This is a genomic window from Agrobacterium genomosp. 13 str. CFBP 6927, from assembly GCA_900012615.1.
Classification (GTDB): domain Bacteria; phylum Pseudomonadota; class Alphaproteobacteria; order Rhizobiales; family Rhizobiaceae; genus Agrobacterium.
Genome location: LT009756.1, coordinates 2,773,505 through 2,797,695, shown reverse-complemented (window position 1 = coordinate 2,797,695; position 24,191 = coordinate 2,773,505). Strand labels below are relative to the sequence as shown.

Annotated in this window: 20 protein-coding genes; 9 read left to right on the top strand and 11 right to left on the bottom strand. The window is 59.1% G+C overall.

Annotated features, from left to right (window positions below):
• Nucleotides 1-64: 64 nt before the first annotated feature.
• A complete protein-coding gene (locus tag AGR13A_RS13770) occupies nucleotides 65-634 on the top strand; it encodes a CarD family transcriptional regulator (RefSeq protein WP_003505223.1) in 570 nt (189 codons plus the stop codon).
• A gap of 70 nt (nucleotides 635-704) precedes the next feature.
• On the opposite strand, the gene AGR13A_RS13765 is transcribed toward AGR13A_RS13770, so the two are convergent.
• Nucleotides 705-1,208, bottom strand: coding sequence for a L,D-transpeptidase family protein (locus AGR13A_RS13765; protein WP_139786067.1), 504 nt, complete (start codon nucleotides 1,206-1,208; stop codon nucleotides 705-707).
• Nucleotides 1,209-1,494: 286 nt separating this feature from the next.
• Between AGR13A_RS13765 and AGR13A_RS13760 the strand changes: the two genes are divergently transcribed.
• Together AGR13A_RS13760 and AGR13A_RS13755 are read left to right on the top strand one after the other, a co-directional pair.
• Nucleotides 1,495-2,178, top strand: coding sequence for a response regulator transcription factor (locus tag AGR13A_RS13760; RefSeq protein WP_035221829.1), 684 nt, complete (start codon nucleotides 1,495-1,497; stop codon nucleotides 2,176-2,178).
• A 158-nt stretch (nucleotides 2,179-2,336) separates the two neighbouring features.
• A complete protein-coding gene (locus tag AGR13A_RS13755) occupies nucleotides 2,337-2,792 on the top strand; it encodes a cyclic nucleotide-binding domain-containing protein (protein ID WP_080836253.1) in 456 nt (151 codons plus the stop codon).
• Nucleotides 2,793-2,811: 19 nt separating this feature from the next.
• Here AGR13A_RS13755 and AGR13A_RS13750 read toward each other — a convergent pair whose 3' ends face one another.
• The 6 genes from AGR13A_RS13750 to tesB all read right to left on the bottom strand — a co-directional run bounded on the left by AGR13A_RS13750 (nucleotide 2,812) and on the right by tesB (nucleotide 10,331).
• Complete coding sequence (locus AGR13A_RS13750) at nucleotides 2,812-3,615, bottom strand: exodeoxyribonuclease III (RefSeq protein ID WP_003492631.1); 804 nt, start codon at nucleotides 3,613-3,615, stop codon at nucleotides 2,812-2,814.
• 221 nt (nucleotides 3,616-3,836) lie between these two features.
• Complete coding sequence (locus AGR13A_RS13745) at nucleotides 3,837-4,562, bottom strand: outer membrane lipoprotein carrier protein LolA (RefSeq protein ID WP_051796093.1); 726 nt, start codon at nucleotides 4,560-4,562, stop codon at nucleotides 3,837-3,839.
• A gap of 50 nt (nucleotides 4,563-4,612) precedes the next feature.
• Nucleotides 4,613-7,285 carry an FtsK/SpoIIIE family DNA translocase gene (locus tag AGR13A_RS13740; protein ID WP_167377500.1) on the bottom strand — a complete coding sequence of 891 codons (2,673 nt, stop codon included), beginning with the start codon at nucleotides 7,283-7,285 and terminating at the stop codon, nucleotides 4,613-4,615.
• A gap of 218 nt (nucleotides 7,286-7,503) precedes the next feature.
• Entirely contained in the window at nucleotides 7,504-8,853 is a 1,350-nt protein-coding gene (locus AGR13A_RS13735; RefSeq protein WP_035221823.1) for an ammonium transporter, read from the bottom strand.
• A 29-nt stretch (nucleotides 8,854-8,882) separates the two neighbouring features.
• Entirely contained in the window at nucleotides 8,883-9,233 is a 351-nt protein-coding gene (locus tag AGR13A_RS13730; protein WP_004444057.1) for a P-II family nitrogen regulator, read from the bottom strand.
• Nucleotides 9,234-9,446: 213 nt separating this feature from the next.
• A complete protein-coding gene (gene tesB / locus AGR13A_RS13725; protein WP_080836250.1) occupies nucleotides 9,447-10,331 on the bottom strand; it encodes an acyl-CoA thioesterase II in 885 nt (294 codons plus the stop codon).
• Here tesB and AGR13A_RS13720 point away from each other — a divergent pair.
• From AGR13A_RS13720 to fdxA, 4 genes are all read left to right on the top strand, one after another.
• A complete protein-coding gene (locus AGR13A_RS13720) occupies nucleotides 10,307-11,632 on the top strand; it encodes a ubiquinone biosynthesis hydroxylase (protein WP_374701844.1) in 1,326 nt (441 codons plus the stop codon). The genes tesB and AGR13A_RS13720 overlap by 25 nt on opposite strands.
• Before the next feature lie 426 nt (nucleotides 11,633-12,058).
• The gene (locus tag AGR13A_RS13710) at nucleotides 12,059-15,124 is read left to right on the top strand and encodes a helicase-related protein (protein ID WP_080836246.1); all 3,066 of its coding nucleotides are present in this window, start codon (nucleotides 12,059-12,061) and stop codon (nucleotides 15,122-15,124) included.
• A 4-nt stretch (nucleotides 15,125-15,128) separates the two neighbouring features.
• Nucleotides 15,129-15,545 carry an RNA-binding S4 domain-containing protein gene (locus AGR13A_RS13705; RefSeq protein WP_080836244.1) on the top strand — a complete coding sequence of 139 codons (417 nt, stop codon included), beginning with the start codon at nucleotides 15,129-15,131 and terminating at the stop codon, nucleotides 15,543-15,545.
• A 158-nt stretch (nucleotides 15,546-15,703) separates the two neighbouring features.
• Nucleotides 15,704-16,042, top strand: a complete 339-nt coding sequence (fdxA, locus tag AGR13A_RS13700) for a ferredoxin FdxA (RefSeq protein WP_035222116.1) — start codon at nucleotides 15,704-15,706, stop codon at nucleotides 16,040-16,042.
• Between the two features lie 78 nt (nucleotides 16,043-16,120).
• Here fdxA and holA read toward each other — a convergent pair whose 3' ends face one another.
• From holA to leuS, 3 genes are read right to left on the bottom strand one after another with little or no spacing between them, the layout of a single operon-like run.
• The gene (gene holA / locus AGR13A_RS13695) at nucleotides 16,121-17,158 is read right to left on the bottom strand and encodes a DNA polymerase III subunit delta (protein WP_080836242.1); all 1,038 of its coding nucleotides are present in this window, start codon (nucleotides 17,156-17,158) and stop codon (nucleotides 16,121-16,123) included.
• An 11-nt stretch (nucleotides 17,159-17,169) separates the two neighbouring features.
• Nucleotides 17,170-17,715: an LPS assembly lipoprotein LptE gene (lptE, locus tag AGR13A_RS13690; protein WP_167377499.1), complete on the bottom strand. Its 546-nt coding sequence runs from the start codon at nucleotides 17,713-17,715 to the stop codon at nucleotides 17,170-17,172.
• On the bottom strand, nucleotides 17,708-20,338 hold the full coding sequence (gene leuS, locus AGR13A_RS13685) for a leucine--tRNA ligase (protein WP_080836240.1): 2,631 nt from the start codon (nucleotides 20,336-20,338) through the stop codon (nucleotides 17,708-17,710). Before leuS ends, lptE begins: the two co-directional genes overlap by 8 nt.
• Before the next feature lie 192 nt (nucleotides 20,339-20,530).
• On the opposite strand from leuS, the gene AGR13A_RS13680 reads away from it, so the two are divergent.
• Nucleotides 20,531-21,190: a YggS family pyridoxal phosphate-dependent enzyme gene (locus AGR13A_RS13680; protein ID WP_139786056.1), complete on the top strand. Its 660-nt coding sequence runs from the start codon at nucleotides 20,531-20,533 to the stop codon at nucleotides 21,188-21,190.
• Between the two features lie 59 nt (nucleotides 21,191-21,249).
• Here AGR13A_RS13680 and AGR13A_RS13675 read toward each other — a convergent pair whose 3' ends face one another.
• A complete protein-coding gene (locus AGR13A_RS13675) occupies nucleotides 21,250-21,951 on the bottom strand; it encodes a DUF1013 domain-containing protein (protein WP_167377498.1) in 702 nt (233 codons plus the stop codon).
• A gap of 235 nt (nucleotides 21,952-22,186) precedes the next feature.
• Here AGR13A_RS13675 and acs point away from each other — a divergent pair, with 235 nt between their 5' ends.
• A complete protein-coding gene (gene acs, locus AGR13A_RS13670; protein WP_080836233.1) occupies nucleotides 22,187-24,139 on the top strand; it encodes an acetate--CoA ligase in 1,953 nt (650 codons plus the stop codon).
• The last annotated feature ends 52 nt before the right edge of the window (nucleotides 24,140-24,191 follow it).

Below are 24,191 nucleotides of genomic sequence, written 5' to 3'. Positions count from 1 at the left end.
CATCAGGGCCTGACCGACCCAACCCCGGCATTGCCGGGTATGTAACAGGGAGTTTTTAGAACGAATGACGACCCAGCAGAAGAAATCTCCAGCACATCACGGTTTCAAGACCGGTGAAGCGATTGTGTATCCCGCTCATGGTGTCGGTACCATTTCTGCCATCGAGGAACAAGAAGTCGCCGGCATGAAGCTTGAGCTTTTTGTCATCGATTTCGAAAAAGACAAGATGCGTCTTAAAGTTCCCGTCGCAAAAGCCGTGAGCATCGGCATGCGCAAGCTTTCCGAAGGCGATTTTGTCGAGCGGGCACTGAAAGTGGTGCAGGGCAAGGCGCGTGTGAAGCGTACCATGTGGTCGCGCCGCGCTCAGGAATATGATGCAAAGATCAATTCCGGCGATCTTATCGCGATTGCGGAAGTGGTGCGCGATCTCTACCGTGCCGAAAACCAGCCGGAGCAGTCCTATTCCGAGCGTCAGCTTTACGAAGCTGCTCTCGACCGCATGGCGCGCGAAATCGCCGCCGTCAACAAAATGTCTGAAACCGAGGCTGTCCGCCTGGTGGAAGTCAACCTTGCCAAAGGCCCCAAGCGCGGCAAGACCGTTGAAGAAGACGATTCTCAGGACGAAGCCGCTTAATAACCGGCCTTTTCCGTCTAAAAAACCCGCCTTGATGGCGGGTTTTTTTTGCCCGGCTGCAGGGCGCGCTTCACAGGATGCGGATTTTTGTGCCCTTGCGCAGGTGCGGCAGGATACGCCGCATATCGCGGGGACGGAGAGCGACGCAGCCTGCGGTCGGTTCATACCCCGGGCGTATCAGGTGCATGAAGATCGCCGAGCCGCGGTTGCGGCTTCTGGTGGTGATGTTCCAGTCGAGCACCAGGCAGACGTCGTAAAGACCGTCCTTTCGCATCATCTCTTCATGGCTTGATGCAAAGGGTGCTTTGACCAGCCTGTTGTAATTGGCGTTGCTCGGCTCGTCGCACCACAGCATGGATGGTCGCGTCCGTTGCATCGGCAATGCCGTGGCGATGGCGGTGTTGCGATCGCCGCGATAAAAGCCGTGCAGCAGGCGGGTGGTGGAAATGGGGGATTTTCCGTCTCCCTCGCGTTTCAGCGCGGTGCGGCCATTGCGTCCGATTGCGGCGGGAAAGGTGAGATGTCCGAGCTGAACGATCGCCCGGCTTATTTTCGAAGGCGCCGGCCGAACCATGAGCGTCAATGCGCGTTTATGTTGCTTTACGGGCTGTTTGCTCATGTTTTTCACGAGATTTTGCTTTGCAGGTTATCTAACGTGAAGTCATAGCACTTCGTAATATCATGGCAATGGGTTGACCTTTTATCGGCAAACCGCTGAATTGGCTGACAATTAGAGCACCATGCGTCCCTTAGCAGGCACAAAGGATGCTCTAACTCTTTTAAACTACGCATCGTGCTTTCCGAGAATCGAACGCGATTTCCGGGCTGGTGCGCTAAAGTAAGAAAGGCTGAGAATCCGAATGACGGCTCGCACTATCCTTCTGGTGGACGATGACGACGATCTTCGGGAGACGCTGACCGAGCAACTGTCTCCTTATGAGGAATTCTCGCTGCTCAGCGGCGCAAACGCCGCACAGGCAATGCAGACCGCCAAGAGCGCCCAGGTCGATCTTCTTATCATGGATGTCGGTCTTCCGGATATGGATGGGCGTGAAGCGGTGAAGCTGCTGCGCAAGGGCGGTTTCAAGGCGCCGATCATCATGCTGACCGGGCACGACACCGATTCCGATACCATACTCGGGCTTGAAGCCGGCGCGAATGACTATGTGACAAAGCCTTTTCGTTTTGCCGTTCTTCTGGCGCGTATCCGCGCGCAGCTGCGCCAATATGAACAGAGTGAGGACGCGGTTTTCACCGTTGGTCCCTATCAGTTCAAGCCCAGCCAGAAGCTGCTGACGACGGAAGACGGCAAGAAAATCCGGCTGACGGAAAAGGAAGCGGCGATCATCCGTTACCTTTACCGCGCCGGAAGCACCGTCGTTACACGCGATGTCCTCTTGGAAGAGGTCTGGGGTTATAATTCCGGCGTGACCACGCACACGCTCGAAACGCATGTCTACCGCCTGCGCCAGAAGATCGAGCGTGACCCTTCCAACGCTGAAATTCTGGTGACCGAGAACGGCGGCTACAAGATCGTTCCCTGAACCGGGATAGTCTGATCGCTAGGTATTACATCCGTATTCTAAAGCTGGCGCCGTGCGTTTGAAAAAAACGCACGGCGTTCTAACTGCTTGTATTTTGAAGACCGATATTGGAAAACCGCTATAGTAGGGCAGGCGGCTTTCTGGAGTAGCGATCAAACATGGCGTTGACGGACGATATCATGCTTCTGGGGCAAGTGCCGTTGTTTGCGGGCTTCAGCGATGACCAGCTGCGGCTGATTGCCTTCGGCGCGGAGCGTCGCCGCGTCTCGGCAGGCCAGACACTGTTTCGGGAACATTCGCCGGCTGAATGCGCCTTTGCGGTGACATCGGGCCATTTCGAGCTTTTTACGGCAGGAAGGGACGGCAAGCCCGTGCTGCAGGCGACGCCCGGCAAGGGTGCCCTGCTTTCCGAACTGGCGCTTTTTACGCTCTGCGAACGGAAATTCACCGCTGTGGCCGCGGAGGATTCCGAGGTCATCCGCATCACGCGTATCCTCTTTCACCGGCTGGTAGAGGAGTTTCCGGAGGTTGCCGATATCGTATCGGCGCGCATTCGCGACAATATCGCGGCTCTGGCAACAGGTGCGGCCCGTTTGCAGAACCGCTTCGCCTGACGCCGCTCAAACCACATGCTCAGAAACGGAAATGGGCCGTAACCGGGACGTGGTCCGATGGCCGGTTCCAGCCGCGGGCCTCGCGCAATATGTCGATTTTTTCAAGCGAGGGACCTAGATCCTGAGATGACCAGATGTGGTCGAGACGGCGGCCACGGTCTGCGGCTTCCCAATCCTTGGCGCGGTAGCTCCACCAGGTATAAATCTTTTCACTATCAGGCACGTTCAGCCGCATCAGATCGAGCCAGTTGCCCTTCTTCATGATGTCGAGCATGCCGTCGGTTTCCACCGGCGTATGGCTGACGATCTTCAGCAGCTGCTTGTGAGACCAGACGTCATTTTCAAGCGGTGCGATATTGAGATCGCCGACGAGAATGGAAGAGGTGCCGGGCACACCATCGGCGCGGAGCGCCTTCATTTCCTCGATGAAATCCAGCTTGTGGCCGAATTTGGGATTTATCGAACGATCTGGTTCGTCGCCGCCGGCGGGAACGTAGAAATTGTGCAGCCGAACGCGGCGCGATCCCACCTGAAAAATCGCGGAAATATGCCGTGCGTCTCCAATCCCGCAATAGTCCTGCCGATGATCTTCGGTGAGGGGGATTTTCGAGGCGATGGCCACCCCGTGATAGCCCTTCTGGCCGTGGATGATGACGTGCTCATAACCGAGCGCCTTCAGCGGCTTCATCGGAAATTCGCCATTCGGGCATTTCGTTTCCTGCAGGCAGAGAATGTCGGGTTTGTAACGCACCAGAAACTGCTCAACGATCGGCATTCTGAGCCTGACCGAGTTGATGTTCCAGGTTGTTATCGAAAACGACATGCATGTGCTCCGCTTCTAGAGTGTTTTGTCGCATGTCCGGACGGAAAACCGATGGCCACTTTTCCTGGAAATGCGCTGTTGCCCCGAAGCCCGTTGTTTCGGAGCATGTTTCCGGAGCGCAGGCTTATAACATCACGACGAAAACGGGAATGGACTTTAGCGGCAAAATAAAAAGGCGGCCGCAAGGCCGCCTTTAGAAGAATTCTCGCAGGTTCGAAACCTCAGCCGCGTTTGCGGACTTCCTCGTAATTGATGTTGAAGACGCGTTCGTCAAGGTTCACGCCCGTCTGGACGTTGAAGATCATGACGGTCGTGTCCTTGTTCTGGGCGTCGGTCGTCGTCCACTGCCTCAGATCGAAGGTTTTCGGGTCGAACATCAGGGTAATGGTGGAATCACCAAAAATGCTCTTGTCGCCGAGCACGATGGTGGTCAGGTCCGACTCTTCCTTCACGTCCCGGACCTTCTGGTTGCCGAGGTCGATCTTGTCGGACAAAAGCAGGCTGAGAGGGGTCTTCGACAGCGGATAGAGATCCCATGTCTTCAGCTTCATGTTGCCTATGACGACATTCTTGCCATCGGCGATGACGCGCATGGGCGAGGGGTCCTCATAATTGAAGCGAAGCTTGCCCGGCCGCTCGATGTAAAATTTGCCGCCGGTCTGCTCACCACGGGGACCGAATTGTACAAATTCACCCATCATGGTTTTGACAGACGAGAAGTGGTTGGCGATTTTCTGCGCGGTCGCGCCATTGCCGGCGGCCTGCGCAAATGCGTTGAGCGGCGACAGGCCGGCCATGGCGGCTGCCATGGAAAATGCCGTCAGCACGCCGCGTCGCGTCACGCCGTTTTGCGGTGCGTTTGCGGCTGCAGTTTCGCCGGTGGTGAGGTCGTTCATTCTGTTCTCCTTCATCGCAGCGATTGTCCGCATAAAAGGCGGCGGCTTCATGACGTTGAAAGCGTGTAATAACGCTTCTCAACCCCGCTTGGTTGCGGACGTTATCGCTCGATGATGTCTGATTCCGTCGGTACGAGGATTTCGCGTTTTCCGGCATGGTTGGCGGGGCCGATAATGCCTTCCTGTTCCATGCGCTCGATCAGCGAGGCGGCGCGGTTGTAGCCGATGCCCAGACGCCGCTGCACATAGGAGGTGGATGCCTTGCCGTCCCTCAGCACGACCGCCACGGCCTGATCGTAAGGGTCTTCCGAATCGGAGAAATTGCCTGTCCCGGCCGGGCCGCCGGCATTACCTTCCTCGTCGTCTTCCTCGGTGATCGCTTCCAGATATTCCGGCGATCCCTGGGTCTTCAAATAAGCGACGATCTCCTCCACTTCGTTGTCGGAGACGAACGGGCCGTGCACACGCTGGATGCGGCCGCCACCGGCCATATAGAGCATGTCACCCATGCCGAGCAGCTGTTCGGCGCCCTGCTCGCCCAGAATGGTGCGGCTGTCGATCTTCGACGTCACCTGGAAGGAGATGCGGGTCGGGAAGTTTGCCTTGATGGTGCCGGTGATGACGTCGACGGACGGACGCTGGGTCGCCATGATAACATGGATGCCGGCGGCGCGGGCCATCTGCGCCAGACGCTGTACGGCGCCTTCAATGTCCTTGCCTGCTACCATCATCAGATCGGCCATTTCGTCGATGATGACGACGATATAGGGCAGGGGCTTCAGGTCGAACTCTTCCGTTTCATACATCGCCTCGCCGGTCTGGCGGTCGAAGCCGGTCTGCACCGTGCGGGTGAGGATTTCGCCCTTGTCGAGAGCCTGCTGCACGCGGCTATTGAAGCCGTCGATGTTGCGAACGCCGATCTTCGACATTTTCTTGTAGCGCTCTTCCATCTCGCGCACCGTCCACTTCAGGGCAACAACGGCCTTTTTCGGATCGGTCACAACAGGGGAGAGCAGATGTGGAATGCCGTCATAGATCGACAGTTCCAGCATTTTCGGATCGATCATGATCAGGCGGCACTGTTCCGGCGACATGCGGTAAATGAGCGAGAGGATCATGGTGTTGATGGCGACGGATTTGCCCGAACCCGTTGTACCGGCAACGAGCAGATGCGGCATCTTGGCGAGATCGGCGATGACGGGTTCGCCGCCAATGGTCTTGCCGAGCGCCATGGCAAGCTTGGCCTTGCTGTTTTCGAAATCGCGGCTGCCAACCAGTTCACGCAGGAACACAGTTTCTCGGGTCTGGTTCGGAAGCTCGATGCCGATGGCGTTGCGGCCGGGAACGACGGCAACGCGCGCGGCAATGGCGCTCATGGAGCGGGCGATATCATCCGCAAGGCCGATGACGCGCGAGGATTTGATGCCGGGTGCCGGTTCCAGTTCGTAGAGTGTCACGACCGGGCCGGGGCGAACATGAATGATCTCGCCCTTGACGCCGAAATCCTCGAGAACGCCTTCGAGCAGGCGGGCATTCTGCTCCAGCACTTCCTCGCTCAGCGTGTTGTCGCGCACGATATTCTTCGGCTCCGCCAGAAGATGGACGGAGGGCAGCTGGAAACCGTCGGCGGCGATGAAGGAGGCCTGCGCCTCGCGTGCCACGCGCTCGCTCGGCTTTGGGCGTGCGGAGGGGGCGGTTATTCTGGGCTGACCGCGTCCCGGTGCCTGTCTTGCAATGAACTTCGGGTCGGATTCGTCGGCACTGTCATCGTCCGAGAGAATACCGTTTGGCAGGCGTCGCCCGTCCGTATCGAAATGCAGCTCGTCATCCATGTCACCATCATGATCGAGTGCGATGGAGGGAGGCGACATCTGCCGGCGCGATGCGGCGCGTTCCTCGAAAGACGGTTCCGCGCGCTGGTCGAGGCGGTTGATCGCCGTCTTGAGGCGGGACGGTTCGTTCAACGTGCCGAATTCATATTCGTTGAAATCATAGGGATGTTCGAATTCGTCATGCAGGGATTTGGACTTGATGCCAAACAGGCGGCGAAGGCGGGCCTGGGTGATGTACCAGTAATGTGCCATGGCGCCAAAAGCGAGGATATTGGCGAAGAAGCCTTCACCGTCGTCATCGTCTTCTTCAGCCTCACGGACGGCGCGTGCCTTGTTCGACACCGGCGCGCGTTCTTCCAGTTCCAGGCTATCTTCCGGGCTTCCCATGAGGCCGGCGGCAAAGAGCATCAGCCAGGCAGCGGGAGCCGCAAATATAACGCCCAGTACTGTCGCAATGGTGCCGGTTGGGTAAGCGCCGATGAAAAGGGCGGGGAAGCGCAGGATCATATCACCGATAACGCCGCCAATGCCGTTTGGCAGCGGCCAGGTTACGGGTGCTGGAAAACAGCCGAGCGAAGCGGCGCAGACGATGGCGCCGGCAACCCAGGCAACGAGGCGGGCGGGTATCCGGTTGAACCTGCGTCCGGCGATGAGCGCGATCGCCCAGGCAATGACCGGCAAAAGCGAGATGATTGCGGAGAGCCCGAGGAACTGCATCACGATATCGGCGAAGATGGCGCCGCTGTAACCCAGAAGATTGGTAGGCTGGTTTCCCGTGGCATAGGAGAGGCTCGGATCCGCCACATTCCATGTGGCGAGGGCCGCAATACCCAGTGAAATCGTGGCCAGCAAAGCGAAACCGGCGAGAGCCATGATCTGCCGCACGAAAAACGCCGTCAGCACGAAGCGCGTGTGACGACCATCGAATGTCGGAGATTGCATTCTGCCCATGTCCCTGAACCCGTCGTTTTTCCTGGTTTCGGCAAGATCCGGCAGGTGACCTGATCCCGGATTGACAGGGAAAACTAACCGCTTGCTGGTTAATGTCGTGTTAACCATGCGGTTTTTTGCAGTTGCATGTGCATTTACGGCAAAGAAAAAGGCCCGCCGGAGCGGGCCTTCTTTTGGGTAAGGGGATGGAGAACCCCTTTTCCCGGATCTTAAGAGTGGTAGGCGGCTTCGCCGTGGGTTGCGAGGTCGAGACCTTCGCGTTCCGCTTCGACCGGAACCCGCAGGCCAACGATGACGTCGACGATCTTGTAGAGGATTGCCGAGACAATGGCGCACCAGACGATGGTGATGGCGACGGCGACGAACTGCGTCCAGACCTGCGAGGCGATGGAGAAGTCCGGCTTGCCCGTGCCGCCAAGCAGCGGCGAGGTGAAGATGCCGGTGCCGAGGGCGCCGATGATGCCGCCGATGCCGTGGACGCCGAAGACGTCAGCCGTATCGTCGTAACCGAACTTGTTCTTCACGACCGAGACGAAGAAGTAGCAGATCGGCGAAACGATGAGGCCGAGAACGATCGCACCCATCGGTCCAACCGAGCCGGCCGCAGGCGTGACGGCGACGAGGCCGGCGATCATGCCCGAAGCAGCGCCCAGCATGGAGGCCTTGCCGCGGGTGAAGCTTTCAACCAGCGACCAGGAAACGACGGCTGCTGCGGTTGCGAGGAAGGTGTTCATGGTTGCGAGAACCGCTCCGCCCGATGCTTCGAGGTTGGAGCCGGCATTGAAGCCGAACCAGCCGAACCACAGCATGGCTGCGCCGACCATCGTCAGCGTCATGGAGTGCGGTGCCATCATGTCCTTGCCGAAGCCGGTACGCTTGCCGACCATGATCGCGCCGATCAGGCCTGCCACACCGGCATTGATGTGAACGACCGTGCCGCCGGCGAAGTCGAGAGCGCCCATGCCGAAGATCAGGCCGTTCGCATCCCATACCATGTGTGCAATCGGGAAATAGACGAAGGTTGCCCACAGGATGGTGAAGAGGATGACGGCGGAGAACTTCACGCGTTCCGCAAAGGCACCGACGATCAGCGCAGGCGTGATGGCCGCAAAGGTCATCTGGAAGGCGATGAAGGTGTATTCGTAGATCACCACACCTTCGGAGAAGGTTGCCGACGTGCTGTCAAGCGAAACGCCCGAGAGGAACAGCTTGCCGAAGCCGCCGAAATAGGGGCCGGTGCCACCGCCGAAGGCGAAGGAATAACCGTAGATTACCCAGACGAGCATCATGACTGCAGCGACGACCGTGCACTGCATGAGGACGGAGAGCATGTTCTTGGTGCGGACGAGACCGCCGTAAAACAGGGCGAGACCCGGAATGATCATGAAAAGCACGAGGATCGTCGCGACATACATGAATGCGGTGTCGGCTTTTTCCGGAACGGGCGCCGCCGCCGCTACTGCCGGCGCGGCTTCCTGGGCAAAGGCGATGGCCGGTGCCATCAGGGCCGCCACACCGGCGCCCAGCTTGCCGAGCGTTGAAAACTTGTTGAGTTGCATAGCTAGAAAACTCCCCTGTCAGCCGTGCTTCAAAGCGCTTCTGTGTTGGTTTCGCCGGTACGAATGCGCACGGCCTGTTCGATAGAGTAGACAAAGATCTTGCCGTCACCGATCTGCCCGGTCTTTGCCGCAGATGCGATCGCCTCAACGGCCTTGTCGACGACGTCGGATGGAACCGCGATCTCGATCTTCAGTTTTGGAAGGAAGCTCACCGCATATTCCGTGCCGCGATAAATCTCGGTATGTCCCTTCTGGCGTCCGTAACCCTTAACCTCGGTCACGGTCAGGCCCTGGATGCCGACGCCGGTGAGCGCTTCGCGCACCTCATCCAGCTTGAACGGCTTGATAATGGCCATCACAATTTTCATCTGGTTTCCCATCCTTTGTTTGTCCTCGGCACGGAGCCGACTCTCCTTGCCGCTGGCAGATCAGTAACAGCGACTGCGGACATACATTCAAAGGGCGTGCCAGTTTTGATGGGTGGATATAAGTTATTGAAATATAAAACTTATATGAAATTCGTCTGAAAAAGGGGCATTTGTCGACGAAATTTGCGTCTATTAAATGTGCGATTTTCTAGAAAAGCACATTATTTAATCATTTGCCCTTTTGCGGATCAAACCTTCCTGTGCGACGGAGGCGACCAGCTCACCCTGTCTGGTGAAAATATTGCCACGCGTCAAACCGCGCGCACCGGAGGCGCTGGGGCTATCCTGCGTATATAGCAGCCAGTCATCCAGCCGGCAGGGGCGGTGGAACCACATGGCGTGATCGAGGCTCGCCACCTGAATGGAAGGATCAAAGATCGTCGTTCCATGGGCGTAGAGCGATGTATCGAGCAGGGTCATGTCCGACAGATAGGCGAGAATGGCCGACTGGAACCGCGGATTGTCGGGCACTTCGCCGACGGCGCGAACCCATATATCCTGTTGCGGTTCGAGTTTTTCCTTCGAGATATAATGGGTCAGCGACACCGGTCTTATCTCGATCGGGCGCTTGTTGCTCCAGTATTTGCGGATCGAAGCGGGTGCATTGGCAAGGAAGGCTGCCTGCATCTGCTCCTCGCTCATCAGTTTTTCGGGCGGCAGCACGTCAGGCATTTTTATCTGATGATTAAAGCCGTCCTCGAATATCTGAAACGACGCGGACATGGAAAAAATCGCCTTGCCATGCTGGATGGCGACCACACGGCGGGTGCAGAAGCTGGCGCCGTCGCGGATACGCTCCACCTGGTAGAGGATGGGGACGAGCGGATCACCGGGGCGCATGAAATAGGCATGCAGCGAGTGCACGAGGCGGTCGTCATCCACGGTTCTCTGTGCCGCGATCAGGGCTTGCGCTATGACCTGGCCGCCGAAGACGCGCTGCCAGCCGATTTGCGGGCTTTCGCCACGGAACAGGTTCTCTTCCAGCTTTTCGAGATCGAGCGTGGCGATGAGATTGGCCATCGGGTCTGACGTTTGCAAAGGATGCGACATTTTTTCGGCCTGCTCCGGCTGTAGGAAGACGTCACATGGTCTATAGTGCGCCGATGATGCGTGCACAAGATTTGAGGAGAAGCGCGATGCTCGACGTGGTGGTTGCAGGCGGCGGATATGTCGGTCTTTCCGTTGCTGTCGCAATTAAGCAGGCGGCCCGGCATCTTAACGTGCAGGTGGTTGAGGCGGCTCCAGAGGATGTCTGGAAGAAGGACGTCCGCGCCTCTGCGATCATCGCGGCGGCCACGCGCATGCTCGATGTTTTCGGGATATGGAGCGAAATCGAGCCGGAAGCCCAGCCGATCAACAAGATGATCGTTACTGATTCGAAGACTGCCGACCCGGTCCGTCCGGTATTTCTCACCTTCGACGGTGTGGTGGAAGAGGGCAGGCCCTTCGCCCATATGGTTCCGAATGTGGCGATGGTGGGTGCGCTGCGCGGCCTGTGCGAGCGCCTTGGCATAGACATCCGCCATGGCCTCAGTGTTTCCGGGTTTACCGCGGGGTCGCAATCGACATCCATCTCGCTTTCCGACGGTTCGGCGCTGGAAGCGCGGCTGCTTGTCGCCTGCGATGGCGTTCGCTCGGCGCTCAGGGATATGGCGGGCATCAAGACAGTGCACTGGGCTTATGACCAGTCCGGTATCGTTACCACCGTTGAACATGAGCGGCCGCATGAGGGCTGTGCGGAGGAGCATTTCCTGCCCTCTGGGCCTTTTGCCATCCTGCCACTGAAAGGAAACCGTTCGTCGCTGGTCTGGACGGAACGGACGGCCGATGCCGACAGGTTGGTCGCCTCCGACGATCTGGTGTTCGAGGAAGAGCTCGAGCGCCGGTTCGGTCACAAGCTCGGCCCTGTCCGACCCGTCGGTCCGCGCCGTGCCTTTCCCCTGGGGTTGACGCTGGCGCGCTCCTTCGTCGCGCCGCGTTTTGCGCTTGCCGGCGATGCGGCGCACGGAATTCACCCGATCTCGGGCCAAGGCCTCAATCTCGGCTTCAAGGATGTCGCGGCCCTGGCCGAAACCGTGGTCGAGGCTGACCGTCTCGGTCTCGATATCGGCTCGCTCAATGTTCTGGAGCGTTATCAGTCGTGGCGGCGTTTCGACACCTTGCGGATGGGGGTGACGACGGATGTGCTGAACCGGCTTTTTTCCAACGATGTCGGTCCCATCCGCATCATGCGGGATTTCGGTCTTGGTGTTGTGGATCGTTTGCCGGCGCTGAAATCCTATTTCATCGGGCAGGCCGCCGGAACGACAGATGCGAACGCGCCACGTTTGCTCGCCGGCGAGGCGCTCTGATACCGCGATTGCGGCTTGACAGCCGATTCCGGTATTTTGGGTCAAAAGTCGGTGCTGCAAACTTGAATCCGGGCAAGGACTTACCCGGATTCACAATCTGGTATGGGACGCCGGTTTGCCAACCAGATGCTGTGGGGAACAAAAGCTGAATCCCACCGAGTCAGCGATTCGTATTCGATTCGTTCGCAGACTGTTCCGCAACCGAATCGATTTCGTTTTCGCCGGATTCTTTTTGTCCTCTCAACCAGCTGAATCTGAACGGAAAAGTTGGTGCAGCAACAGCCGCGACCCACTTTACGGGCAAGGCCTATTGCCTTTGTCGGCGGGCATTGCCATGTGTGGTGCGTGCGGACCGCACCAGCAATGGCGGCCGGCACGACAAGCAGATGAAGTCGATTCGCGGATAGTACGTTGAATTTTCGCCCCATGATCCTGAGCGGCCGCGGTGTCACGGCCGTTCTCGGCCCCACCAATACCGGCAAGACCCATTACGCGATCGAGCGGATGGTGGCGCATGGCAGCGGTGTCATCGGCCTGCCGCTGCGCCTTCTGGCGCGGGAGGTCTATACCCGTCTCGTTGAAAAGGTGGGTGCGCCGAATGTGGCGCTGATTACCGGCGAAGAAAAGATTTCCCCTCCCAAAGCCAAATATTCGGTCTGCACGGTGGAAGCCATGCCGCGCGAGACGACGGCCGCATTCGTCGCGATCGACGAGGTGCAGCTGGCCGGTGATCTGGAACGTGGCCACATCTTCACCGACCGCGTGCTGCACTTGCGCGGGCGGGAGGAAACGCTGCTTCTCGGTGCAGGCACAATGCGCCCGATCCTTGAGAAGCTGCTGCCGGGAATTACCGTGGTCGAGCGGCCGCGCCTGTCGCAGCTTTTTTATGCGGGCCAGAAAAAGATCACCCGTCTGCCGCAACGCACGGCCATCGTCGCCTTTTCGGCCGAAGAGGTTTATGCCATCGCAGAGCTGGTGCGGCGCCAGCGCGGCGGTGCGGCTGTGGTGATGGGCGCGCTTTCGCCGCGAACGCGCAATGCCCAGGTCGGGCTCTACCAGTCCGGCGATGTCGAATATCTTGTCGCGACGGACGCCATTGGCATGGGGCTTAACCTCGATGTTGATCATGTCGCCTTCGCGCAGGACCGTAAATTTGACGGTTACCAGTTCCGCAATCTCAATCCGGGTGAGATCGGTCAGATCGCCGGCCGCGCCGGCCGACATCTTCGCGATGGCACCTTTGGCGTGACGGGGCGCGTTGATCCCTTTGACGACGAATTGGTGGAACGTATCGAAACCCATCAGTTCGATGCGGTGAAGGTGCTGCAATGGCGGACGAAGAATTTCGATTTTTCCTCCATCGCCAATCTGCGCGCGAGCCTTGATGCGGCACCCACGATCCAGGGGCTTTCCCGGGCCTTGCCCGCAATCGACCAGCAGGCGCTGGAATATCTGTCGCGTTATCCTGAAATCATCGACGTGACGACGAGCGATGCGCGGGTGGAAAAACTATGGGAGGCCTGCGCGCTTCCCGACTATCGCCGTATCGCGCCTGCCCAGCATGCCGACCTGATATCGACGCTCTATTTCGACCTCGTAAAACGCGGTGCCGTGAACGAAGATTTCATGTCAGAGCAGGTGCGCCGCGCCGATCGCACGGATGGAGAGATCGATACCCTGTCTGCAAGGATTGCGCAGATCAGAACATGGACTTATGTATCGAACCGCCCAGGATGGCTTGCCGATCCGACACACTGGCAAGAAAAGACGCGGGAAATCGAAGATCGATTGTCCGATGCGCTACATGAAAGGTTGACGAAACGCTTTGTTGATCGCAGGACATCTGTGCTCATGAGGCGCCTGAGAGAGAATGCGATGCTTGAAGCTGAAATCAGTGTAAATGGTGATGTCTTCGTAGAAGGACATCACGTCGGCCAGTTGGCCGGGTTCCGGTTCACGCCGGTGCCGGGAATGGAAGGGCCGGATCAGAAGGCCGTGCAGGCTGCGGCGCAAAAGGCGCTCGCGCTCGAATACGAGGCGCGTGCCGCGCGTCTGCACGCCAGTGGAAATGGCGATCTTGCTTTGGGCTCCGATGGTCTGGTTCGCTGGTTGGGCGAGCCGGTGGCCCGCCTTTCGGCAGGTGACAACATCATGAAGCCGCGTGTGATCCTGCTTGCCGACGAACAGTTGAGCGGCAATGCCCGCGATCACGCGCTGGCGCGCGTCGAACGTTTCGTCAATCACCAGATTGCGACGGTGCTGAAGCCGCTGGACGATATTTCACGCGCCGAAGACCTTCAGGGTCTGGCAAAGGGCCTGGCGTTCCAGCTGGTCGAAAATCTTGGCGTTCTGTTCCGCCGCGACGTCACCGAAGACGTGAAGTCTCTGGATCAGGACGCGCGCGCCTCCATGCGTCGCTACGGCGTGCGTTTTGGCGCCTATCACGTCTTCCTGCCTGCATTGCTGAAGCCGGCTCCGGCCGAGCTTGTGACGCTGCTCTGGGCGCTGAAGAATGATGGCCTCGGCAAGCCGGGTTATGGCGATCTCATTCCGGTGCTGGCTGCCGGCCGCACCTCCGTGGTAACGGACCCCGCCTTTGAGCGCATGTTCTACAAGCTTGCCGGTTTCCGTTTCCTTGGAAAGCGTGCGGTCCGTATCGACATTCTCGAGCGTCTGGCTGATCTCATTCGTCCGCTGTTGCAGTGGAAGCCCGGCCAGCAGCCGCGCCCGGAAGGCGCCTATGATGGCCGTCGCTTCACGACAACGACCGCGATGCTCTCCATTCTCGGCGCGACGCTCGACGACATGGAGGAGATTCTCAAGGGTCTCGGCTACCGTGCCGACCAGGTGACGGCGGAAGAGGCGCAGGCCTTCCTCGCCAGCCAGACCGGCGCTGCTGCTCCGGCCGCCACTGAGGCGGTGGCGGAAGAGGAAAGCGCTGAGGCCGAGCAGGATGAGCCCGCTTCGGAAGAACAGGCATCCGAAACGGCGGCTGTTGAAACCGTCGAGGAAACGCCGGTCGCGCAAGCCGTCAGCGACGAAGCTGCGGTTGGTGAGACCGTGCCTGCGGAAAGCACTGAGGTTGCCGAACCCAAGCCCGTTCTTCTGTGGCGCCCGGGTGGCCGCAACGAGAACCAGCGTAGCGAAAACCGTCGTCCGGGCAATCGCGGTCAAGGCCGTGATGGTGCGCGCGAGCAAAGCGAGCGTCGTGGTGAAGGCCGTCGCGATAATCGTGACGGCGCAAATCGCGAAGCCGCCAATCGCGGTGGCGAGGGTGAGCGCAAGCGTGATGGTGGACGCCCTGACCGCGGCAATCGCAACGATCGTCAGGATCGCGGCGAGCGCAAGGACAGGCCGGACCGTAATGACCGCGGCGGAAAACCGCAGGGTCAGCAGCGTTTCGAAGCCAAGCCTCCCCGCAAGGAGAAGCCGCTCGATCCGGATTCACCTTTCGCAAAGCTCGCTGCCCTTAAGGAGCAGCTGAAGAAGTAAGCCTATGGGGAGCAAAGAACAGCTATTGGAGAGTACGCGTCAGCGTCTGGACAAGTGGTTGTTCTTTGCCCGCATGGCTAAATCCCGCTCCCTTGCCCAAGGTTATATCCAGTCTGGCCAGGTTAAGGTCAATGGTGTCACTATCCGTCAGCCAAGCCATGCGGTGAAGGCGGGTGACAGGCTCGATATCGGTTTCGAGCGCATGGACAAGGTACTCGTCGTCAAGTCCGGCGGCGAGCGGCGCGGGCCCTATGAAGAGGCCAGGCTTCTCTATGACGATCTGACGCCGCCACGGGCGCCTTCCGACAGGCTGAGCCCCCTGGAGCAGGCGATGCGAGAGCCGGGCAGCGGTCGTCCGACCAAAAAAGAGCGCAGAGCGCTCGACAAGTTTCTGTCAGACAGTGACGGAAATACAGATTAGAATAAACCTCCAAGTCGAGCCGGTTTTTCAGAATTGTTTATCCTTGCTATCTGAAGGCAAAGGCATTACGTCACTTGCGAAATTGCCCTGTCTGAATTCCGGGCGACGGCTTGTGTTCCGAAGCCCAAAGACCCGGCCTGCATATTCTGGAGTTCATCATGACATATGTCGTGACCGACAATTGCATTCGCTGCAAATATACCGATTGCGTTGAAGTCTGCCCCGTCGACTGCTTTTATGAGGGTGAAAATTTCCTCGCGATCAATCCCGATGAATGCATCGATTGCGGTGTGTGCGAACCGGAATGTCCCGCCGAGGCGATCAAGCCCGATACGGAGCCGGGTCTCGACAAGTGGCTGAAGCTGAATGCGGAATATGCAGCGATCTGGCCGAACATCACGATAAAGCGTGATCCGATGCCCGAAGCCAAGGAAATGGACGGCGTCGAGGGTAAGCTGGACCTTTATTTTTCCGCTGAACCCGGTCAGGGCGACTGAGTTTTCGACGACCTGTTGTCTACGTATTATGATTTTAAGAGCCCTCGCAGCGTAAGCGCGAGGGCTTTTTGCTGGAATTCAGCCGCCTCGGCCGGATTGCAGCGTGGTCGAAAGCAGGGTCAGAAGGGCCACGCTTTCTTCCAGGCTTTGCCGCTGGCGGCTTTGCAATATGGCCGCCTGCAGGCGGTTCATCTCGCGGGCGATCGCCGCAGGCTGCCAGGTGCGCAGCGCTCTTTCGATGATCGGCTTTCTGCGGAAGTGGATGTGGCGTCCAAGCGTCTGCATGACCTGTCCGGCCTGCTGCTTCTTTTCATCCATTTCTGCCCGCATCTGATCAAGCAGCTGGAATTGCTTGAGGCATCCCTGCAGCACCAGGAAAATCGGCGTCTTCGAGGCGACGATCTTCTGGGTCGCATGGAAAAAGGCGTTTCTGTCGCCCTTCAGGATGGCATCGACGGCATCGTCAGCGGAAACAGTGCTTGCATCGCCGATGATCGCCAGCACGTCGTCTTCCTCGATCACCTCCGCGCCACGACAATAAAGCGCCAGCTTGCGGATTTCGTTTCGCGAGGCAATGCGGTCGCCGCCGAGCGATTCGATCAGTCTCTGCCGTGCGGCCGGCGCGATGCGCAGATTGTCGGCCGACAGCTCCTGATCGATCAGTGCGTTCAATGAGCGCGCATCGTCGGCATAACAGGGGATTGCGGCGATGGAACGCGCGGGTTCCGCTATCTTGCGCAGCCCCGTGCCCTTTTTGACATCGCCGGCTTCGATGATCAGGAAGCTCGCTTCCGGCGGCGTTTCGGCCAATAGCTGGAGGGCATCCACCAGCGCCTTTTCGGCCGAAGCACCTTTGACCCAGACGAGTTTCTCACCGCCGAAAAGGCCGATGGCATTCACCTCGTCTAGCAGACGGCCCGGGTCACCCTGCAGATCGGATGCGGTCAGCTTCAGCGACGCAAAAGCGTCGTCGGGATCGATACCGGTTTTCTTCGCGATGATGCTCGCACGCTCCGACACGAGGCCCCGATCCGGACCGTAAAGTACGAAAATGCGAAAGCGCTCCGCCGGGTTTTCGGCGAAGCGCTCAAATTCATGTGATTTTATCTCTGCCACGGCCCCGGCTCTCAGCGGCCGAGAGTGGCGGCGATATCGGTACGAATGATTTCAGCCAGTTCGCGTGCTGCCCGGTTTTCAGCGTCGCGGGTTGCCCTGATCTTGGCGAACTCCTGCTGCGGCAGATCGACCTGCGCCGTTACGCTGCGGCGTGCGGAGCGCAGGATCTGACCGTCGGAAATACGGGTCAGAACGTAGTTGCCGGTCATCACCACACGGCCGGGGTAGGGGCCGTCGTAATTGTTGTTCGCGCGGGTCGTCAGGTCGTAATTCTGCACTTCCGTCGTTGAGGAGCTCGAGCTGACGGAAATCTTGACGTTATATTGCGCCGTTGCCGGTTGGCCTGCACCGCCGGCCATCAGAAAGATCAGCTGATTACGGACTTCCTGCCCAACTCTGCCACCGACGTCGGAAATGCTGACGGCCGCCAGTCTCTCCTTGGTTCCGGAAGCTTCGCCATATAGCGGGCGCACCTGGCAACCCGCCAGAAGACCAGCCATCATCACGACGGAAATTGCCGCCGCGACGCGGCTCCATCTCGAAAAAACGTCAGACAACAATGTTCACAATCCTCTGCGGAACCACGATGACTTTCTTGGGCTCGCCACCGGCAAGAATGGATTTGACGGCATCCAGCGCAAGGGCGGCCGTGCGGACCGCATCTTGATCCGCATCGCGCGCGATTGTCAATTCGCCGCGCTTCTTGCCGTTGACCTGGACGGGCATGACCACATCGTTTTCCTCGACCAGCGAGGCGACGAAAGCTGGCCACGGCGTCTGGGCGACGAGACCTGTATTACCCAGTGCCGACCAGCATTCTTCGGCCAGATGCGGTGTCATGGGGGCGATGATGCGGATGAGGATTTCGACGGCGTCGCGTGCCGCAGCCTTCACGTCATCCGACCTGCCGCCCGCCGCGACATCGGCAAGCGGGCCTGCCAAGGCGTTGACCAGCTCGTAAATGCGGGCAATCGCCTTGTTGAAGGCGAGCTTGTCCAGATCTTCCTGGACGGCCTTCAGCGTCTTGTGGGCGGCCTTGGAGGCTGCCAGGCCTTCGCCTTCGGTCGCAGGCTTCGGCTTGACGCTCTTCAGTTCCCCGGCGACTTCGCCGATGATGCGCCAGACGCGCTGGACGAAACGGTTTGCACCCTCCACGCCAGCTTCCGACCAGATGACGTCGCGATCCGGCGGAGAGTCCGACAGGACGAAGAAGCGTGCGGTATCCGCCCCGTAGGACGCGATGATATCGTCAGGGTCGACAACGTTCTTCTTCGACTTCGACATCTTCTCGATTGAGCCGATCTTCACTTCCGCGCCGGAAGACAAAAGGAATGCCCGGCGTGCGCCGTCCGCCTCTTCGATACGCAGGTCGGCGGGTGCTATCCATTCGCGGCCTGTGCCCTCGCCATGGCTGTAGGTCTCGTGCACCACCATGCCCTGCGTGAACAGGCCCTTGAAGGGCTCCTTGACGCCGACATGGCCGGTCTCGCGCATGGCGCGGGTGAAGAAGCGCGAATAGAGCAGGTGCAGAATGGCGTGCTCGATGCCGCCAATATACTGATCAACCGGCAGCCAGTGATTGGCGACCTTGGGATCGGTCGGCTGGTCTTCCCAGGGTGCTGTGAAGCGGGTGTAATACCAGCTGGAATCGACGAAGGTATCCATCGTGTCGGTTTCGCGCCGCGCATCATGGCCACATTGCGGGCAGGCGACATGACGCCATGTCGGGTGCCGGTCCAGCGGGTTGCCGGGCACGTCGAAGGTCACGTCATCGGGCAGCTTGACCGGCAGGTCCTTCTTTGGAACCGGCACCACGCCGCAGACTTCGCAATGGATGACGGGGATAGGGCAACCCCAGTAGCGCTGGCGGGAAATGCCCCAGTCGCGCAGGCGGAAATTGACCTTGCGCTCAGCCTGCGGCGCATTGCCCAGCATCTCGGCGGAGAGCTTCTGCACGACCGCCTCAAAGGCGTCAGCCGTCTTCATGCCGTTCAGGAAGCCGGAATTGATCATCACGCCATCATCGGTGAAGGCTGTGTCCTCGACGGTGAAGCTTGCAGCATCGGGACCTTCGGGTGCGACGACGGCTACGACCGGCAGGCCGTATTTGCGAGCGAAATCCAGATCGCGCTGGTCGCCCGACGGGCAACCGAAAATCGCGCCGGTGCCGTAATCCATCAACACGAAATTGGCGACGTAGACGGGCAGTTCCCAGGTCGGATCGAGCGGGTGCACGACCTTGACGCCGGTATCGATGCCCTTCTTTTCTGCCGTCTCCAGCGCGGCCAGGGAGGTGCCATGGCGGCGGCATTCGTCGCAGAACTCGGCGATATCAGGGTTGTTCGCCGACAATTCTCTCGCGAGCGGATGATCGGCGGCGATCGCCAGGAAGGATGCGCCGAACAGGGTATCCGGACGCGTCGTATAGACGGTGATGTCGGAAAAACCTTCCGGTGCGGTGGACGCAACGGTCTGCCAGCGCAGCGACAGGCCTTCGGAGCGGCCGATCCAGTTCTTCTGCATCAGGCGCACTTTTTCCGGCCACTGGTCGAGCGTATCCAGCTCGTCCAGCAGGTCCTGGCTGAAATCGGTGATGCGGAAAAACCATTGCGTCAGCTCGCGCTGCTCGACCAGTGCGCCGGAGCGCCAGCCGCGGCCGTCGATCACCTGCTCATTGGCGAGAACCGTATGGTCGACCGGATCCCAGTTGACCTTGGACTGCTTGCGGTAAACCAGACCCTTTTCCATGAAATCGACGAACAGCGCCTGCTGGCGGTGGTAATATTCCACGTCGCAGGTTGCGAATTCGCGAGTCCAGTCCAGCGACAGACCCATGGACTTCAGCTGGCCGCGCATGGTGGCGATGTTCTGGTAGGTCCAGTCCTTCGGGTGGACCTTGTTCTGCATGGCCGCGTTTTCCGCCGGCATGCCGAAGGCGTCCCAGCCCATCGGGTGCAGGACGTTGAAGCCGCGCGCACGCTTGTAGCGCGCGACGACATCGCCCATGGCGTAGTTGCGGACATGGCCCATGTGAATGCGTCCCGATGGGTAGGGAAACATCTCTAGAACGTAATATTTCTCGCGCGGATCGCTGTTGTCGGTCACGAAAACCTTGTCTTCGTTCCATTTCTGCTGCCAGCGCGGCTCGGCGTCGCGAGGATTGTAACGTTCGATGGCCATTGTTCTGAATTCCGGGTATCGAGGGGAAAAATTTGCGCTGACCTTCACCATGAAACGACCGGGGCGTCAAGTTTGGCGGGGCGTCCGGGCGTTCAATCTTGGCCAGCGTGCCTCAAATGGTGCTAAACCCGCTTGGCATCAAGGCAATCGGCGTCTAGTTAGCTTGCGAATGGTTCAAATAAAGGTTCTGTGATGGAAATCGAAGCACGTCTTGAGGATGTCAGGCAGCGGATCGCGGAAGCTGCGGAGAAATCCGGCCGCAAGGCAGAGACGGTGGCACTGGTCGCCGTCTCGAAGATATTCGACGCGGAGGCGATCCAGCCGGTCATCAATGGTGGCCAACGCGTGTTCGGCGAGAACCGCGTACAGGAAGCGCAGGGCAAATGGCCTGCCCTGAAGGAAAAGACGCCTGACATCGAGCTGCATCTGATCGGCCCGCTGCAATCCAACAAGGCGGCGGATGCCGTTGCATTATTCGATGTCGTGCAGAGCATCGACCGGGAAAAGATCGCCCGCGCGCTTTCCGAAGAATGCGTCAAGCAGGGCCGCAGCCTTCGTTTCTATGTGCAGGTCAATACCGGGCTTGAGCCGCAGAAGGCCGGCATCGATCCGCGCGAGACGGCTGCCTTTGTTGCTTTTTGCCGGGATGAGCTGAAATTGCCGGTCGAGGGGCTTATGTGCATTCCGCCGGCGGAGGAAAATCCCGGCCCGCATTTTGCGCTTCTGGCGAAGCTTGCAAAACAATGCGGCCTCGAGAAGCTTTCCATGGGCATGTCGGGCGATTTCGAAACCGCAGTCGAATTCGGCGCAACGAGCGTGCGCGTCGGCTCGGCGATCTTCGGCGCTCGATAAATCATAAAACAAAAAACCCGGCGTTTCGGCCGGGTTTTCAAACAGCGCGAGACTTTCGATCAGTAGTGATCGTCCTCGTCTTCGTCCTTCGGTGTCGACTTCAGCGAAGAGAGCTTCTTGAAGACCGCGTCTGCATCGATCTGTTCTTCTTCTTCGCGCTGGAAGCTGTAGTCCAGACCTTCCGTTGCCGTTGCCGGCTGCAGCGTGTTGCCGAGTTCTTCGGTGGTCGGCAGCGGACGGCCGCGAGAGGCGCGTTCAACTTCGAGGTCGAGATCGATCTGGCTGCAGAGGCCGAGCGTTACCGGGTCCATCGGCGTCAGGTTGGCGGAATTCCAGTGGGTGCGGTCGCGGATCTGCTCGATGGTGGATTTGGTCGTGCCGACGAGGCGCGAAATCTGTGCATCCTTCAGTTCCGGATGGTTGCGAACCAGCCAGAGGATGGCGTTCGGACGATCCTGACGCTTGGAAACCGGCGTATAGCGCGGGCCGCGGCGCTTGGATTCCGGCACGCGGACCTTCGGCTCGGAGAGCTTGAGCTTGTGGTTCGGATTGCCTTCAGCGCGGGCGATCTCGTCGCGGGAAAGCTGTCCGGTCGCGATGGGGTCGAGGCCCTTGATGCCCTGCGCGGCTTCACCGTCGGCAATCGCCTTGACTTCAAGCGGATGCAGTTTGCAGAACGTGGCGATCTGATCGAACGACAGCGCGGTGTTGTCAACCAGCCATACAGCCGTAGCCTTTGGCATGAGCAATTGTTGAGCCATAGATACAGTCCTTCTGTCCGTCCGCGCCGGTGTCGCGGGCGTGGTATCAACCACTGATTTCCGGGATATTGGCGCTCTATAACCGGATTGCATCATAATTGCAATTCTTTGCAAAACAAATGCCTTTGTCTAATTGCCGTGCGTGATCGACCTGCTATGAATTCACCACATGCCTGAGGTGGGAGTCTCAAGGCGCCCGTTTAGAACAAGACATTTATGGTTTCAGGAGGAGTTTATGTCTGCCAAGATTTATCCGGTGCTCAAATCGGCGAAAGCCCGCACGCTCATCGACAATGAGCGTTACCAGAAATGGTATCAGGAGAGCGTCGAGGATCCCGAAAAGTTCTGGGACAAGCACGGCCGGCGGATCGACTGGTTCAAACCCTATACCAAGGTCAAGAACACCTCCTTCAAGGGAAGGGTGCCGATCAAATGGTTCGAGGACGGCCTGACCAACGTCTCCTATAACTGTATCGACCGGCATCTGAAGACCCATGGTGAGCGCACGGCGATCATCTGGGAAGGCGACAATCCCTATATCGACAAGAAGATCACCTATAACCAGCTCTATGACTATGTCTGCCGCCTGGCGAACGTGCTGAAGAAGCACGGCGTGAAGAAGGGCGACCGCGTCACCATCTACATGCCGATGATACCCGAGGCGGCCTATGCCATGCTCGCCTGCGCCCGTATCGGCGCCATTCACTCCGTCGTGTTCGGCGGATTCTCACCGGAAGCGCTGGCGGGCCGTATCGTCGATTGCCAGTCCACTTTCGTCATCACCTGCGATGAGGGCGTACGCGGCGGTAAACCGATCCCGCTCAAGGAAAACACCGACAAGGCGATCGATATTGCCGCCAAGCAATATGTCATCGTCAACAAGGTTCTGGTCGTGCGCCGCACCGGCGGCAAGACCGGCTGGGCGCCGGGCCGCGATATCTGGTACCATCAGGAAATCGCCACCGTGAAACCGGATTGCCCGCCGGTGAAGATGCGGGCGGAAGATCCGCTTTTCATTCTTTACACGTCGGGCTCCACCGGCAAGCCGAAGGGCGTGCTGCACACAACGGGCGGCTATCTCGTTTATACGTCGATGACGCATGAATATGTCTTCGACTACAAGGACGGTGAGGTTTTCTGGTGTACGGCCGATGTCGGCTGGGTCACGGGCCATTCCTACATCGTCTATGGGCCGCTTGCGAACTGCGCGACGACGCTGATGTTCGAGGGCGTTCCCAACTTCCCGGACCAGGGTCGTTTCTGGGAAGTCATCGACAAGCACAAGGTCAATATCTTCTATACCGCACCGACGGCGCTCAGATCGCTGATGGGGGCCGGCGACCAGTTCGTCCAGCGCTCCTCGCGCTCCAGCATCAGGCTTCTCGGCACGGTCGGCGAGCCGATCAATCCGGAAGCCTGGGAGTGGTATTACCATGTGGTCGGTGAGGACAAGAGCCCCATCGTCGACACCTGGTGGCAGACGGAAACCGGCGGCATTCTCATCTCGCCGCTACCGGGCGCGACCGACCTTAAGCCGGGTTCGGCGACAAGGCCGTTCTTCGGCGTGCAGCCGCAGCTGGTCGATGCCGAAGGCAAGGTGCTGGAGGGGCCGGCCGATGGCAATCTCTGCATCATCGACAGCTGGCCGGGCCAGTCGCGGTCCGTCTATGGCGATCACCAGCGCTTTATCGATACCTATTTCTCGACCTATAAGGGCAAGTACTTCACAGGTGACGGCTGCCGGCGCGATGAGGACGGCTATTACTGGATCACCGGCCGCGTCGATGATGTCCTGAACGTCTCCGGCCATCGCCTCGGCACGGCCGAGGTGGAGTCCGCGCTGGTGTCGCATCACCAGGTTTCGGAAGCGGCAGTCGTCGGTTATCCGCATCCCATCAAGGGGCAGGGCATTTATTGTTATGTCACGCTGATGGCGGGTCAGAATGGCGACTATGCGCTGCGGGAGGAGCTGATAAAGCACGTCCGCAACGAGATCGGACCCGTTGCGACGCCTGACAAGATTCAGTTCGCGCCGGGCCTGCCGAAGACCCGTTCGGGCAAGATCATGCGGCGTATCCTGCGGAAAATCGCCGAGGACGATTTCGGTGCGCTGGGGGATACATCGACGCTTGCCGATCCGGCGGTGGTCGAAGATTTGATCGCCAACCGGCAGAACCGCACGGCGTGATCTTTTGAAAAGGCTGCTTCGGCAGCCTTTTCTGTCGGCTATTTTTACAAAC